We start from the raw sequence: 16,089 nt of genomic DNA on the forward strand, positions 1-16,089 counted from the left end.
TCAATTATCAGTGATCAGTTATCAGTTAGAAAGGGGATTTAGGGGTTTAGGGGTTTAGGGATTTGGGGAAATTTCAGCTAAATGCCCCACTCCCGACTCCTGATTCCTTACTCCTGATTTTTGGATTTTGGAATGATTAATTTACCGATACCCCAAGCGATGCCGAAAGTGGCAAGAGTTCCCAGAAAACCGGCGAGGGGAGTGGCCACACCTTGGGGAACACCTTTGAGGGCATAACCATCAAAAATTCGGGCGAAGGGTAATTGACCACCGAGGGCGTTAGGGTCTTCTTTTTCGCTAAATTGCAAGTCTTCCGCCACTCGATCGAGTCCGTCGGGATCGGGACTGGCAAAGGGAGAAAGAAAAACGGCGATAATTAGGGATAATACTAAGCCAATCAGAAAAAATTGGCTATTTCTGCGAATATTCATCGACTTAATTGCTTTATTGACGAGAAGCTTAGGAAGGGGAAACAGAAGTATTAACGGAATGGGGCGGATCGTAGAGGAGATCGGGACGGGTTCGCCAGATATAACCGACAGCGAAAACGGTAATCACCGCTTCCCCGATACCGATGAGGATATGCCAAGATAACATGGCAAAAAGGGCGACTAAAGGCGGTACAGTCCCCGATAAAGCCAATTGCAGGGCGCAAAACAACGCGGCTACCACCACACTTGTCCAAGCAGCGACGGCAACAGCGATCGCCATACTGCGCCAACTATGAAAACCGAGGGCTTTTCTAATCCCCAGATAGAGATAATAACCGCCAAAAGTCCCGATCAGACCCATATTGACGATATTTGCCCCTAAAACCGTTAAACCGCCATCTTGAAAAAATAAAGCTTGCACAATAAAAACCACCGCCATCACCAGAGAACCCGCCCAGGGACCGAGTAAAACCCCCGCCAGAGTCCCCCCTAACAAATGTCCGGAGGTTCCCCCCGGAATGGGAAAATTAATCATCTGGGCGGCAAAAATAAAGGCGGCACAAACTCCCATCAAAGGTACAGCCCGTTCAGCGTAGTGACCGCGCACTTTTTTGAGAGAAAAGCTAATCAGGACGACGGCAATTATCCAAGTAAATAGACTCACCGATGGACTCAAAAAGCCGTCGGGTATATGGAGGGCGAGATAAGGGGTCAGGAGAGGGTGAAACCAACCAAATCCTAGAAAATTAACAGACATTAAAACTCAGTCTCCTTGGCAATTTGGGTTAAAGATTTCAAGAGAATTGTTTCGCTGGGACGGAAAAGTCCTATCTTCTAGTAGATAACTAACCGCTTCATTCTACAATGCTCTCTCTGGGGATTTAACCCCTTTGGCTTCTTAAGAATTTCTGTTATTTTTCTGGTTGTCAGGGTTTAGCTATCGGCCAAAATCTCAATTATTCTCCAGCGTCAAATTATTTAAATTATTATTAACTTTCGATTTTTTTGTCGTTTTTATGCTAGGCATTAATCAGTGAGCAGTGAGCAGTTAGAAGAGGCTGGTGACTACATTGACTAAGCGATCGGTAGTCAGGGCAGTGCTTTAATTGGTTTAGAGGTCATCTAATGATAAGCTATCAGAGATAACTCCCTCTTTTTCGCTTTTTCTAGCTTGGTATAAAACCGTGATCAACTCTGAAGAAAAAAGACCGACTTGGGACGAATATTTTTTAATGATCGCTAAATTAGCCGCCACCAGATCCACCTGTTTAGCTTTTCCCGTCGGTGCGGTAATTGTCAAAGATCGGCAGGTTTTAGCCACGGGTTACAATGGTTCCCCATCGGGAACGGTTCATTGTACTGCCCAGGGTTTTTGTTATCCCGGTTTGGGAACCTGTCGAGAATCTGGAGAAATTCCCTCTCGGGCAATTCATGCTGAAGCTAATGCGATCGCTCAAGCGGCCAAACACGGTATTTCTACCCAAGGAGCTAGTATCTATGTTACCTTAGAACCCTGTATTTCCTGTTTAAAACTAATTATTTCTTCGGGAATTAAAGAAGTTTTCTACGAAGCGGAATTTAATAGTGGGACAAAAGCCATTTTAAGGGATTCTTTTCTAGAAACGGGGATTATTAAATATAAAAAGATTTATTTATCAGAAGAAATGGCTAGTCATGCGGCCTTATTTTTATTAAATCCCATTTCGATCGATCCCAGGTAGTTCTCGTCATCAGGCTAATTAGCAGCAAAACTCTCTCAGCTGTTGACTATCTAAATTACTCGTTAAGACTGCACCAGAGTGCCGGAGTTGGGAGCAAGGAGAGAAAGTTCAAGCATTTGTACTAAAATTCTCGATACACAGTTTTAAGTCATTGCATCTTACACAATTCTGGCTTTAAGTCAATACCCTTTACAAAACTTCAAAAATTGCCTCACAAAAAAATGTCACCTTTAGCGGCTTTTTTTGGGGAAGGGAATCGATACAGTCCCCTGATTGTCTTGGTTTTCCGTTGATTTGACGTTTAACGCTTAAACTAAGCCCACAGCATACCACGATCATACAATATTAATAAATGTAGTCAATCCCGATTTACAGCCAAATTTTGGCAAATTCTGGGAAAACTTAGATATGGCAGCTTCATTGTTACATTTAACTAATTGGCTAAAATATTTAAATATTTTAATTCTTTATTGATAAAGCTATAATTTTTACTTATTCTTGGCGACTGATTAACTAGGGTTGGGCAAAAAAGCTTGTAAGCTATATTTCAAGTCAGTCGAATCGGTAATGAATAATCAATCTTTCGTAACTGGATTTAGGGATTTTATCGGGGGCTGTATTAGCCTAGACTAACACAGCCCCAAGTTACCGTTTAAATGTCCAAATCCGTAAGATTTAAACGCGATCCGTGGGTTTCGATAAATTCTCGCCGGGGGGCAACTCGATCGCCCATAAGAATGGTAAATAATTCCTCAGCTTTGGCTGCGTCTTCGATTTCCACCCGTTTTAAAGTGCGAGTTTCGGGATTCATAGTAGTATCCCAAAGTTGTTGGGGCATCATTTCTCCTAACCCTTTAAAACGTTGGATTGTGTAGTTAGCATTGGAGGGAAATTCCGCTATCTTTTGCTGTAATTCTCGATCGCTATAGCAGTAGGAATGATTTTTACCGCGTTCCAATTTATAGAGAGGAGGACAGGCGATATATACATAACCTTGGTCAATTAAATTCTTCTGATAACGATAGAAGAAAGTTAACAACAAAGTTCGGATGTGTGCGCCATCCACATCAGCGTCAGTCATTAAAACAATGCGATGATAGCGCAATTGTGAGGGGTCGAAATCTTCTCCTTTAATTCCTAAACCGAGGGCGGTAATTAAGGATTGAATTTCCGTATTTTTGTAGATTTTGGCATCATCGGTTTTTTCGATATTGAGGATTTTTCCCCGCAGAGGTAGAATCGCTTGAAAACGACGATCGCGCCCCTGTTTGGCACTGTTATGGACGAAAACGCCGGAAGCAAGGGCAAAGTTATGGGTATGAGGAACCTCGATATCATAGACATCGAATCTTGTTTCTAATCGCTCGATCGCCACAACTCGATGATTGTAATTAGCCACCGCTTCTAAGGCTTTATTTTTATCACCATCAAAGTAGCGATCACAGAAAGAATCAAATCGCAATATTGATTTATCCCGCGTCTGAAGCCGATATTTTTGATAAGCTTCCAAATCAATATAACCTCGATCGATCTCAATTTGCTTTAAGGTCGCTAGGGTTTTTTGATAGTAAGTTTTCTTGATTGTGTTAATTCCCTGCCAACGATTATACCAATCAGCGATCGCATGAGTGAACAACCAAGAATCGGAAGCGGGATTCCAGACCATTTCATAACCGCTAATGGTGATTCCGGGGTCATGAAGAGCGGACAATTTCCGATACAAAGGCATTAAAGCATCTTCTGGAGTTAAAGCCGCAGCAGGTTTATAGCTACCATCTCTTAACAGGAAAAGATGGTCAGGAGTACAAATAATCGCTTCACCATGATCGAGAGTAATTTTAATTACTTCTGCGTCTTTTTTGGTGATGCGGGCATTAATAATTCGTTCAACCCCGATCGTGCCATTGTCACGAATGGTATAACAAAAATGTTCCTTTCCTTGGGCTTGTTCGGTCACTAGCTGTTTAAAACTGAGGTTGCGTCCATCGACAAGGGCGATTTCTGTATCACCATGAAAACAGCCGCCGGCGCTGTCCCCTTCAACGATGTAAATTTCTGACTTTTCCGGGTCTCTTTCGCTACAATCAGCCAATTTACCCGGTAAAGGTGAGGATTCCAAGACCGATTTCCGTCGTACTAAGTCCCGGGCCCGACGGGCCGCTTCCGCCGCCTTGTACGCTTGTACTGCTTTTTCGATAATCGTGTCGGCCACTTGGGGATTTTGTTCTAAGTATTCGTTGAGAGTTTCCCCCACCAGCGAATCAACAATACCCCGGACTTCAGTGTTACCTAATTTGGTCTTGGTTTGTCCCTCGAATTCCGGTTCGGGGACTTTTACGGAAATAACGGCGGTTAAACCCTCACGGACGTTTTCCCCCGCTAGATTAGGCTCGTTTTCTTTAATTTTATTGCGTTTACGAGCGACATTATTTAAAGTACGAGTCAGAACTGCCTTTAATCCCTCTAGGTGAGTTCCCCCGTCAATGGTGCGGATATTATTAGCAAAACCGAGAATATTGTCGCTATAGGCATCTATACACCACTGAAAGGCCACTTCGATATTAATTCCGTTCTTTTCCCCCGATACATAGATAATATCTTTGTGCAGGGTTTCTTTTTCCCGACACATATAGGCGACGTATTCTTTAATACCCCCCTCATAACAATAGGTTTCGATGTGGGGTTCTTCGGGACGGTAATCGCTAAAGGTGATTTTAACACCAGCATTTAAGTAGGCTAGTTCTCGTAAACGTCCGGAGAGGGTACTGTAATCAAATTCGATGCCTTGGCTAAAAATTTCGGTATCTGGCAGGAAATTAACCCTAGTTCCCGTTTTTTCCTCTTGACTGGGACTGCTGACCAATTCTGTGACGGGGATACCTCTTTCGTAGCGTTGGGTATGTACTTTATGATCGCGCCAGACTGTCACATCGACCCATGCAGAAAGAGCATTAACGACGGAAATCCCGACCCCGTGTAACCCTCCCGACACTTTATAGCCACCACTGCCAAATTTACCGCCGGCATGAAGTATAGTGAGGACGGTTTCGAGGGCGGATTTACCCGTGGTGGGGTGAACATCGGTGGGAATACCCCGGCCATCGTCGGTGACGCTGACGGAACCATCGGCCTTGATATCCACTTCGATATGAGTACAGTAACCCGCTAGGGCCTCATCGATCGAGTTGTCCACCACTTCATAGACTAAATGATGTAGTCCCCGCGGCCCAGTCGTACCGATATACATCCCCGGCCGCTTCCTGACTGGTTCTAACCCTTCGAGAACTTGTATCTGTTCCGCGCCGTAGTTACTTGTCATAAAATTTCCCTAAAAAGGCTGTGATCCCTGATTGAACCTAAATGAATGGCAAAATCTTCAAAAATTTTAGCACATAAGGGTTAAAGACTGCTTAAATGGCTTTAGGGAGAATTTTTTATTAGGGTTGGGGTGTGGTGCGATTCGTTGGCTAGAAACTAGACAGTAAGACGTTTAGAGGATTAGCCGCTTGGTAAATGTAGTACCTTGATAACTTTATAACCCTACAGGTGCGGGTTAGTAATAACCTTAGTCCTGTCCTCTAGATGCCTAGAGTGACGGCATTTCCTGCTGCTTTAGACTTGCTACATTTGAGGTAGTGAGCTAGGAAAAAAAGCGGTATCTGATAGCCTAAATCAGAAACCCGTTGAGCCAGAACTTATGGATAGCCCTGGGGCGAAGATACGAATTAACCATCGTCAACACCCACAGGGCTTGACATAAAACTTAATTTAGGAGTTACAAAGGTGAGATGCTCCCCAGGAAGGAATTGGAATAGAATGTGATTATAATTCAGGCTGAGTACATAGTCTGTTTGTATCCATATTCCATTCAATCCATCAAATAAGGTGTGAGGATTGACCCCATGTCAAAACTATTCAAGAACTTAGTAAAGGTAACTCCTTTAGTATTAGGTGCTTCTGTGGCGGCTGCTGGCGGTGCAGTGGCTCAAACCATGCCCAGTACGCCTCAACTTAAAATTGATCCAGCGGCGCCACAACAACTCGATCGCATTCAGCGCGCCCAAAATAGTCAGCAGATTAATAGGAGTGTTGATCAGGGTTCCATGTCCCAGGTGACTAGCGTTAACCAACTGCGGGACGTATCTCCCACCGCTTGGGCCTATGAGGCATTAAGAAGCCTTGTGGAGCGTTATGGTTGTATTGTAGGTTATCCTGACCGGACTTTCAAGGGCGCTCAAGCTTTGACTCGTTGGGAGTTTGCCGTCGGTTTAAATGCTTGTCTCAATAGTATGGAAAAATTGCTGCAAGAGGGAATTAAAATTACCCAAGCGGATTTAGAAACAATCAAAAAACTTGCCCAAGATTTCCAGACAGAATTAGCCACTTTAGGCACAAGAATTGATAACTTAGAACAGAGAACAGCTTTTATCGAAGATCATAGTTTTTCAATCACTACAAAACTGCAAGGGGAAGTTATTTTTGCTCTCAGTAATGCTTGGTCGGATGATTTTGCTGTCGATAGTAATTTTCCCAATTTATCACCGAGTCAACAGGAGAGTTTAAGAAATCGTCCCATCGGTAATCAAACTACTTTTAGCGATCGAGTTAGACTAAATTTAAATACCAGTTTTACTGGCAAAGATTTACTGCGAATGCGTCTGCAAGCTAGTAGTATTCCGAATTTAGCTAGGGCAACAGGTAGCGATATGGCGCGTCTTTCTTTTGATGCGGGTTCTCTCTACGATAATAACAATATTGCTCTTGACGACTTATATTATATTAGCAATATTGATCGAGTTAAAGTCTGGATGGGAGCAAGAGGATTAGACCTTGATGATGTTTTTGATGTGGTTAATCCTTTCCTAGAAAGTAGTGCTACAGGTGCTTTATCTCGTTTTAATCGTCGTAATCCTTTGGTTTATCGCGGTCCAGAAGGGGCGGGTTTAGGAGTGAGATATAATTTTTCATCTCAGTTAGCGGTGACAGCTTTGTATTTAGCAGAACAAGATACTGTCAGTAATCCTAATTCTGGTAATGGTTTGTTTAATGGTAATTACAGTACAGGGCTACAATTTAATGTTAAACCTGTTCCTAACTTACATTTTGCTGTCACCTATCTTCACGCTTATTTTACTCAAGGTTCGGTGAATTTATCGGGAAGTACAGGCAGTCCTATTACCCGGGATCCGTTTAACAATTTAGGGGCTGCTACCCGTGATAGCGTCGGTTTACAAAGTCATTGGAATATTAATGATACTTTTAGCTTAGGTGGTTGGATAGGTTACGCTAAAGCTTACGCTCAAGGGATAGATTCTTCGGCGGATTTATGGACATGGCAAGGCAATTTTTCTATTAGAGATTTTGTTAAAGAAGGGGCAACTTTTACCATTGCTGGTGGACAGTTACCCAGGGTGAGTTATGTGGAGGTGTTTACAGCAGATCGAGATACTTCTCACATTTTAGAAGTGGAATATTCCTATCCCATTAGTCGCTATATTTTGCTAACTCCGGGGTTTTACGTTATTTTTGACCCTAATAATTTTAGTGAAAATGGTAATATCTGGGTGGGGGTAATTCGGACAACTTTTCGGTTTTAAACACTGTCATCCTCAAATTTATAACCGACACCGACTACAGTTTTGATAAAGATAGGATTAGCAGGATCGGGTTCTACTTTTTTGCGTAAGCGTCGGATATGGGTATCTACTACCCTTTCATCGCCAAAAAAATCATTTCCCCAGAGATTATCGATTAATTGGGTGCGACTCCAGACGCGATTGGGATAACTGACAAAGGTAGCGAGTAGATTAAATTCTAAGGTGGTTAAATCGAGGGTTTCCTCTGGCATTCCCTCCAATTTACGAACAGCAGAATGTTGATCTAAGTCGATCAGAAAATGACGGCTGCGATGGAGTTGTTGGGGTTGACTATCGTGTCTTAAACTACGTCTTAATAAGGCTCTTACGCGAGCGGTTAATTCCCGGGGACTAAAGGGTTTTACCATATAATCATCGGCTCCCGTAGATAGACCGATAATGCGATCAATTTCTTCTCCTCTAGCGGTTAACATTAAAATATAGGGGTCTTTTGTCCCCGGTTTTTGGCGGATTCTAGCACACAATTCTAGTCCGTCTAATTCGGGTAACATTAAATCTAAAATAACTAAGTCTGGCTGCTTTTGATAAAATAGTTCTAGTCCTACCCTACCATTATAAGCCAGATGACAAGTAAAGGACTCCCTCTCTAAAGTTTGCTGAATCAAATGGGCGATTTCAATTTCATCTTCGATAATAACGATATCCATACAAAGGAAAAAGTTTACAAATATCTAGGCATATTTTAACATATTAGCCATTCATTTCTTGCTCAGGGTTGAACATTGAAATAATTGTAATTTTTGAGATTTTTTGGGGGGGAGAGTTGGCAACTCTCCCAACTTTTGTGGACTGGGGACTTTTCAAGGTAAAGCGACAAACTGCTCACCGGAGGGAGTTGATCGCACTTGAATTAAGACCGGTTGACCGATGCGATCGCCAGTATTAGGATCAAAGCTAATTTTTCCGGTGGCCCCTGTTTGATGAAAATTGCCGGAGCGCAGCTGGGATTGTAGGCCCTGACGATGGGTATTTTCCCTTAAACCGGCAATAATCACCCGTGTAGCGTCAAAACTGGTGGCTGTGCGCCAACTAACCGGACCGCGCCACTGTTCCTGCATAAGATTGGCAAAAGTCTGGTTAACCGAGGGGTGCCAGGGTGCGGCAAGGGTTAAACCTTGGGCGTTTTTGCCGCCATCTTCGAGGGTGCGAATATTGTAGAGGGTGGGACTACTAAACAGAGGCAAACGCTGACGATTGGAGCGAATAACCTCAAAAACGGGATCGAGACGATCAATATGAGCGACGACAAATAGGCCGTTAGCACCCCCAGAAATCGCCTGATTAAGGGCTTGATCGGCCTTAAAATTGGGTACACTCAGATCGCAGACAATCGGCACAATTTGACCGCCTTTTTTCGCCACATTAGCCATCAACTCATCTTTAAAGGAAATATTATCAGGAGCTTGAGAATCGTAGCAAAAAGCAATTTTCTGGACTTTAGCAGTATTTACTATGTAATTTGCTAAGGTTTCCGTAATTTTGCCGTTAGAAGCCACCAGACGAAAGATATAATTTCCCGCACCGGAGAGATTATTAGCCAGGGAGGTGGGAGAAATCATCACCAAACCGCCTTTTTCGTAGATGGGAGCGGCGGCTAAACTGGCATCGGAGGCATTATGACCGATAACAGCGATAATATCGGGATTTTTGACTAATTCACTGGCTACCTCTTTCGATATCTGCGGCTGATTATCGTCATTAACCACGATAACCATCAGTTTTCTGCCGTTGATCCCTCCCTGTTGATTGATCTGGGTTTGTGCGCTGGCGACTCCTCGCAATATTTCCTGAGCGACGTTGGGATTAGTTGTTGCTGGCACAATAACGGCGATTTTGAAGGGATTTGAGCCAGTTTGCAGGTTGCTTAGATAAATTACGCTTTCGGGATCGTTGGGATGTTGAGCGAGGGATTTTTGCAGGAGTTGCTCTGCTTCTTGGTGATCACCTTGAGCAATGGCAGCGATCGCTGATTCTTTGGTGGTGTTAGAATTAGTTTTGATCAGGAGATGATTGCCGTAACTGATGCGGGGATTATTATCGGCTTTTGGGGCAAATATTGCCAATATTTGGGGAAAAAGAAACCAACCGATCAACCCCAGTAAAACATAGGAAATTGGCGGTAAACCCGCTTTTTTGCCAGTCTTTGTCATCGCTTTACTCCTTAACTTTGCTAATTGAATTCGGCTAAACGGCGGTTAATTTCGTCATCAAGGCTTAAGAAATCGATTTCTTGAGCTAATTTCTCGCTATAGTTCTCGCTTAATTCACTATAGGCGTTTTCTTTTCGATAACGGTCTTTAATCGCTTCATTGGCATCCTCAAAGCGATCGCGGGAGTTATTGAGGTTGAGACTACTATCAAATTCGTTTATTTTGCCTAAAGCCTCATTCATGGAACTAATCGCTTTTAAGTTGCTCATTTCTAACTTATAATGCTCGATTTTTTCCTGCTCTTGGCGAAGTTTTTCCTTAGCAGCAATGACTACTTTTTCGGCATTATCAACCCGATCTTTCATAGCGGGTAGAATTTTTTCTAGGGAGAGAACCTTAACCATAGCTAGTCTTGCCGCTTCTTGAAGACCTTTTTTTTGAGCGGTGACAGCCTGTTGCAAGTAGTTTGTGTGTTCCTGTTTTTTTGCCTCGTATTGTGCTTGGGCCGATTGCTGGGCCGCTACTACTTGCGCCACCGATTCTGTTAATTCCGCTAGGGATTTTTGCATCGATTCTAGGGATTCTTTGGCCGATTCTACGGCAATTTTGCCGCCGGATTCGATGGGAATACCCCACAACCAATTCCAGATCGCAACGAGAGAATTTCCTGCCTTATCACCGATCAGCCAAAAAATCAAGGCTTTTGGGGTTAATTTTTTTAACAATTTCATGCCGTTTGTCTCCTAGAGGTGTTACCTGTTAATTAGGAGCGATGGCTAACTTTAATGCAGTGGATAAGGTTAATTTTTGTAAAAAGTCTTGACAAGGATAGGAAGGTTTAGAGTGGACCGGCAGATTTAATGGGAGCGAGGGGGACAAATCGACCATTTTTGACCTGTAGAATCAAGTAGCGGCGATCATCAGGATTATTATTCATGTTGCGGATACCATTCTCATCGAATCTAACAGTGCCAGTCATTCCTTCAATAGAAAAATCGTTTCTTAAAACTTTATATAATGATTCTCGATCGAATTTTTGTCCTTGTTGGGATAACTGTCGCAAAGCGGTGAGGATAACTTTGGTCGCATCGTAGGCCATGGGAGTGCGCCAAACATTGATCTTATTTTGCCAAAAACTGTGGATATAATTATCTTGTTTGAGATCATACCAAGGCACGGGGATAACTAAATTTTCCACCCCCTGTTCACCTTCTGCAAGGGTGAGATAACTTTGAAAAGTGGGTGAACCTAAAGTTACTAAGTTTAACTGTTGTGCGTGACGTTGCTTAAAGATACTGACGGCTCTTTTCAGATCATTAACATAGGGAGCAACCATGAGAATATTTACTTGATACTGAGCAATTTTTTGATAAATTTCCTGTTCATCTAAATTATTTTTTGGCTCGATATTGCAGTCAAAATCTGCATCTTTAATGACTTTTTGAAAGCGCTGACCGAGGAGAATGTTTTTATATTTTTTAGCGAAGTTATAATTATCCCCAGAGCGATTATCATAACAAATTAAATTAGTGGGGTTTTGGATAATTAGCTTGTCAGTTTGTTCGCGGATATATTCACTTAAGGTTGTGGCAAAAGTTTCCATATCGGGAACCATTTTATATATATAGCCATTGCCAGAGATTTTCGAGGAAAAGCTGGTGGGAGATAGGGCCACAATTTTCCCTTGTACATAAATATCTTTGGCCGCTTCACTAGCAGCAGAAGCATTATGACCAACCACTGCTATGATTGACGGATCTTTAACAAATTTTTCGGCTCGATCTTTGGCATCTACGCCACTATTATTATCATTAGCGACCACTACCTGTAGAAAGTGAAAATCGGGGTTTTTGGCCTGTTCATCGTTTAACTCCTGTTGAAATAAAGCAATACCTCGTAAAATTTCTTGAGCAATTTCTGGATTATTACCAATAGGAACACTGGTGGCAATTTTTAAGGGATTTCTATCTTGATAGGCCGCACGAGCGTTATTATAATAGATGCGAATCTCTGGATTATTGGGCAAGCGATCAAGGGATTTTTTAAAAAGCTGAATTGCTTGTTTATATTCTTTGTTTTTAAAAGCTTGTCTTCCCCGTTCAATCATGTTATCTTGTCGGTTTGTCTTTAATAATATTTCTTCACCTAAGCTAATTTCTGGGTATTTACTAGCATCATCGGAAAATACTCCTCCCCAATATAAAACTGATAAAGTTACCAGAAGACTTAAAATAAATAACAGAGCTTGTTTCCAGCGACTAGATAGACGTAATAACCTTTTATTTTTAGGTAAAATCAACGGTGGTTCTTCAGGATTTTCTATCAAACGAGGCAGCAAAGAAGAACTAGCAGCATCCACCTCAAATTCGTGTAATTTTAATTCTTGCCGAGCGATTGTTAAGGATTCTTGTAGGGATTTATGTTCAAGAAAATTGGGAAGAAAAACTTCTAGAAATCTCAAAGCAACCCGCACAGCGATGGGTTCTTTCATAACAATAATATGCGGTACTCCGATATTAGCCAACTGACGACCAATACCCAACCCATCGCAGGAGTTACATATAACAAGTTTTAAGCCTTTTTTAACAGCTATTTCTAGGGAATTTCTTAAGTTATGTGCAGGAGATAAAGCCGTATCATTATCAATGATAAAAACTCCATCGTGACCGTCGCTACTGGTTTGACTATGACCTAAATAAACTACAATATCCCATTGATTTTTGATCAACTCATTGTGAATATTTTTCGTTGAAGGAGGAACGTCTGAACTGGGACTTAATATTTGCATAGAAACCTTATCTTGGTTTCCTAGTGCCGTTTGCAAACTGGATAAACACAGGGAATTATGCTCGTTTTCGATGTCAATATTACCCAAAATTACTAAAATATTAATCGGAGAAGTCAGGTTAATTATCGGGGGATTTCTCTGGATAGTAAGAGCAATTTCCACATCAGGACACCATTGGTGTAAAAAATTCCAACACTCCCAGGGAATTTGTTGTAAATCAAAGTGGGTAGTTTGGATAAAAAATCTTACTTCTGACTTAGTACCTATATGGAACAAGATATGATTTTGTATCGAACTCAGATAACTAGAGTTTAGCCATTCATTTAGGCTATCTTGTAAAGTTTGAGTAGCTTGTCTCAGGTTGTCTCTAGGATCACCTACCGCTGCATGGGTGATCATACTATGAGGAACGGTAATTCCTAAACTGGGTTGACTTTCTACCCAATGATAATAAGCTCGACGATAATTTTGCAAAGCGTCAGCAATGTCAAGGTTAGGGACTAATCTACCCTCCGCAAAAGGTGCTATCAAGAGATGATTGTCACGAATTTCTAGAGTGACGGAAAATCCCGTCTCAAAACTGCCATCACCAATTTTCAGAATCACAACTCTGCTCATGTCTCTACCCTTGACATTTTCTGCTATCTCTATTAAATCCTAAACTGTTCGGTAATGCTACTGTCCCCTAAACTTAGGTTAACATTAAAGCGATCGTCGGCATCAGCTAGAAAATAAAGCTGTAGATAGCTATCTAAGGGTTTCTCCCTTGCTATTGCTTCTAAACCGGGGATTAATTGGCCTATTTCATCGCTAATTTGCAAAGATAAACCGGGGGGTAGCTTGGCAAAATTGTCCATGGCATAGGCACGAATTAAGACAGCAATTCTCTGGTCACTGGTCGATAAAACTCCCACCATTAAAGCAATTTTATAACCCATTAATTGACTACCCACATCGAGCATTTTACGGATAGCAGCATTGGGATAATGAGGATCAATATTCCAGAGATATTCTGCCGCTTGCCAGCGAATAGTTTCATCTTGGGTTTGATGTTGCAGTTTTGCTAAAGCTTCCTCTGGGGTTAAATGTTCCGAAAATTCCACCTCTTTTTGACTAGCATACAGTTGTCTAATTTCTCGCTGAATATCTGTCGGAGATTCTCGACTGCTGATTTTTTCGGCAGCCAACAAAAAACCCGGATTAATTGGACGATAACTGTCGATGGTGTTAAGGATTTCTTGCCATTTTTCGCTAATAATTCCCTGCAACCATTGACTAAGTTTAGTGGGGATTACCTCTAAACGCTGCTGATAAAGTTTTTCTCGCCATTGCTGATTATTCAACAAGGCTAACCACTGCTGAAAACTAATATCTAATCTCGGAGAATAGGGTGAAACTTGACTTAAATTTTTAATTAAATTTTCTGCTGTTACTGGCGATAAATTTGCTAAATATTCCAGCTTTTCTTTTTCACTCTCTCCCTCTAAACAACTCTGCCAAAGAATATCTAAATCATCAATCATTTGCTCACTGTCCAAATAATATTGATGGTAAATTGGATCGTATTCTGCGAGATTTTTAACATCTTGTCTGGATATAAAACCCCAGATATTGAGGAATTTTTCTGCTAAATCTACCTGCACCCCTAGATAAAAATCCGCCGCTAAATCGGGAATATCAACCCATTCTTGCTCTATTGTCAATCCCTCAATGTCAATAGTTTGACTGGGAATAATAGTAACTTTTTTATCTTGAATTTGCCAAGTAAACCCGTTAATAAACTCCCAAAGATACTGATGGTTCTCAGGTATTATTTGAAGGGAACAATCAAGATTATTTTTTAGCCAATTGCTTAAGCATATTTGCACCAAGTAATTAATCAAGGCCTGATTTTTGGCGGTTTGATTAGAGTATTGACCGAGAATCGATCGAGCTTGTTTAATCTCTGTTTCCGAAAAAGTTAGCCAAAGGGATTTCGGGTTAATTTGTTGCAAAATATCGAGGTTGACTTTCATGGTATCTCCTAATAGATTAGATTTAAGTTAAGTAGGACTGACAAAAATATTCTAGATAAGCATCGATCTCTTGTTTTTGCCGAGATTCTAATTTAATCTCATTTAACAACTTAGGACAATCTTTGCCTTCCCTTGCAGAGAGTAGCTGATAAATTTTTTTACATAATTGGGTTATTTCTCGACTAATAGTAGATGAATGAACTCCCAATCGATTAGCGATCTGTGCTTGCGTCATTTTTTGATGATAGTAACAATATACAATCTGTTTAACTTCCTCCTCAAGAGTGATTAATAACTTATTAATATCTTCCTGGATTTCTTGTTGTAGTAAATCGTTACTTGGCTTTTTGCTGGGGAGATTTTCCCAAAAGTAATTGCTATCATGTTCATAATTAGTAGGCTCAAATTTAGAGTAAGAAGGATCGATATGATTACGCATTATCTCCCCTATTTGATTGAGTTTTGCTTGCACTTCCTCCACGGTGAAAATAACTTGCGGTTGTAACTGCCGTAGGCGATCAATTACCTGTTGCCAATCCTCCCATTGCCATTTATCCAATGATCTAAGAGAAGCTTTTTTTTCCTCTCGAAAACAGTTAAATATTAGCAGATAATTCTCGTTAAAGATACCTGATGTTCGTAAAACTTTTTGAATTTTATTCGCACTAAAAAGACTGACTATACCGAGATTAGTCCTGCCGATAGTTTTATACTCTCCTCGCAGGAAATTATAGAGAGTATTTCTCAATTTTTTATCTGTCCATTTTTCTAAGATTAAGCGAAAAAATCCCAGTTTGGCCTTGTTATCCTGAAAATTACCGTAAAAATTGCTAGGATTATTAATGATTGCCGCAGAAAGCAAATTCAGCAAATAGTAGAAGAGGGTTTCATAATCGGCATCGATCCGATGGCCAACATTTTGATAGACCCTTTGAGTTACTATAGAGGAGCGATATTGTAAAAAAACCATCCAATGAGACTTGACTAATTGGTTATTAGGCTCATTCTGTAACCATTGCCACAGATAGAGATATACCGCTTCATCATTGGCAACCTTTCCAGCGATCGCCTCGATCGATCTTCTTAATTGTGGCACTTCGCACCAGAAAACTCGATCGCCTTCCATGGCTTTAATAGTAGTATAAAAGTACCTAACGCTCATCTCTATCACCGGCTACAGGTATCTGCTATCTGATTAGGTAAAAACCGAGGATTTTTTGCAAGAGTAGCAAATAAATTCAGTGATTCCCTTGCCAAGCGCACCTCTTTCTCTGACAATAGATGAGGGACTGATGAGAAACTATCAGTTATAGTGAGACAGCCTTAG

11 protein-coding genes are annotated in these 16,089 nt (G+C 41.3%); 2 read left to right on the top strand and 9 right to left on the bottom strand.

The window, feature by feature from the left end:
* Positions 1–107 precede the first annotated feature (107 nt).
* The gene (locus tag myaer_RS06955) at positions 108–431 is read right to left on the bottom strand and encodes a PDGLE domain-containing protein (RefSeq protein WP_046661547.1); all 324 of its coding nucleotides are present in this window, start codon (positions 429–431) and stop codon (positions 108–110) included.
* A gap of 28 nt (positions 432–459) precedes the next feature.
* Positions 460–1,188 carry an energy-coupling factor ABC transporter permease gene (locus tag myaer_RS06960; protein WP_046661548.1) on the bottom strand — a complete coding sequence of 243 codons (729 nt, stop codon included), beginning with the start codon at positions 1,186–1,188 and terminating at the stop codon, positions 460–462.
* Positions 1,189–1,615: 427 nt separating this feature from the next.
* Here myaer_RS06960 and myaer_RS06965 point away from each other — a divergent pair, with 427 nt between their 5' ends.
* Positions 1,616–2,152: a deoxycytidylate deaminase gene (locus tag myaer_RS06965; protein WP_046661549.1), complete on the top strand. Its 537-nt coding sequence runs from the start codon at positions 1,616–1,618 to the stop codon at positions 2,150–2,152.
* 652 nt (positions 2,153–2,804) lie between these two features.
* Here myaer_RS06965 and gyrB read toward each other — a convergent pair.
* Positions 2,805–5,471 carry a DNA topoisomerase (ATP-hydrolyzing) subunit B gene (gene gyrB, locus myaer_RS06970; RefSeq protein WP_046661550.1) on the bottom strand — a complete coding sequence of 889 codons (2,667 nt, stop codon included), beginning with the start codon at positions 5,469–5,471 and terminating at the stop codon, positions 2,805–2,807.
* Between the two features lie 583 nt (positions 5,472–6,054).
* Here gyrB and myaer_RS06975 point away from each other — a divergent pair.
* Positions 6,055–7,749 (top strand): iron uptake porin, encoded by a 1,695-nt coding sequence (locus myaer_RS06975; protein WP_046661551.1) that lies wholly within the window; start codon positions 6,055–6,057, stop codon positions 7,747–7,749.
* Here the strand turns inward: myaer_RS06975 and myaer_RS06980 are convergent.
* From myaer_RS06980 to myaer_RS07005, 6 genes are all read right to left on the bottom strand, one after another.
* Entirely contained in the window at positions 7,746–8,456 is a 711-nt protein-coding gene (locus tag myaer_RS06980) for a response regulator transcription factor (RefSeq protein WP_046661552.1), read from the bottom strand. The two genes, myaer_RS06975 and myaer_RS06980, sit on opposite strands and share 4 nt — an antisense overlap.
* A gap of 153 nt (positions 8,457–8,609) precedes the next feature.
* Positions 8,610–9,959, bottom strand: coding sequence for an ABC transporter substrate-binding protein (locus myaer_RS06985; protein ID WP_046661553.1), 1,350 nt, complete (start codon positions 9,957–9,959; stop codon positions 8,610–8,612).
* A 20-nt stretch (positions 9,960–9,979) separates the two neighbouring features.
* Positions 9,980–10,690 carry a PspA/IM30 family protein gene (locus myaer_RS06990; RefSeq protein WP_046661554.1) on the bottom strand — a complete coding sequence of 237 codons (711 nt, stop codon included), beginning with the start codon at positions 10,688–10,690 and terminating at the stop codon, positions 9,980–9,982.
* A gap of 107 nt (positions 10,691–10,797) precedes the next feature.
* A complete protein-coding gene (locus myaer_RS06995; protein ID WP_046661555.1) occupies positions 10,798–13,365 on the bottom strand; it encodes an ABC transporter substrate-binding protein in 2,568 nt (855 codons plus the stop codon).
* Positions 13,366–13,397: 32 nt separating this feature from the next.
* Entirely contained in the window at positions 13,398–14,762 is a 1,365-nt protein-coding gene (locus myaer_RS07000; RefSeq protein WP_046661556.1) for a DUF1822 family protein, read from the bottom strand.
* A gap of 22 nt (positions 14,763–14,784) precedes the next feature.
* A complete protein-coding gene (locus tag myaer_RS07005) occupies positions 14,785–15,924 on the bottom strand; it encodes a sigma-70 family RNA polymerase sigma factor (protein ID WP_046661557.1) in 1,140 nt (379 codons plus the stop codon).
* Positions 15,925–16,089: the final 165 nt, after the last annotated feature.

It is taken from the genome of Microcystis aeruginosa NIES-2549, assembly GCF_000981785.2.
GTDB classification, from domain to species: domain Bacteria; phylum Cyanobacteriota; class Cyanobacteriia; order Cyanobacteriales; family Microcystaceae; genus Microcystis; species Microcystis aeruginosa_C.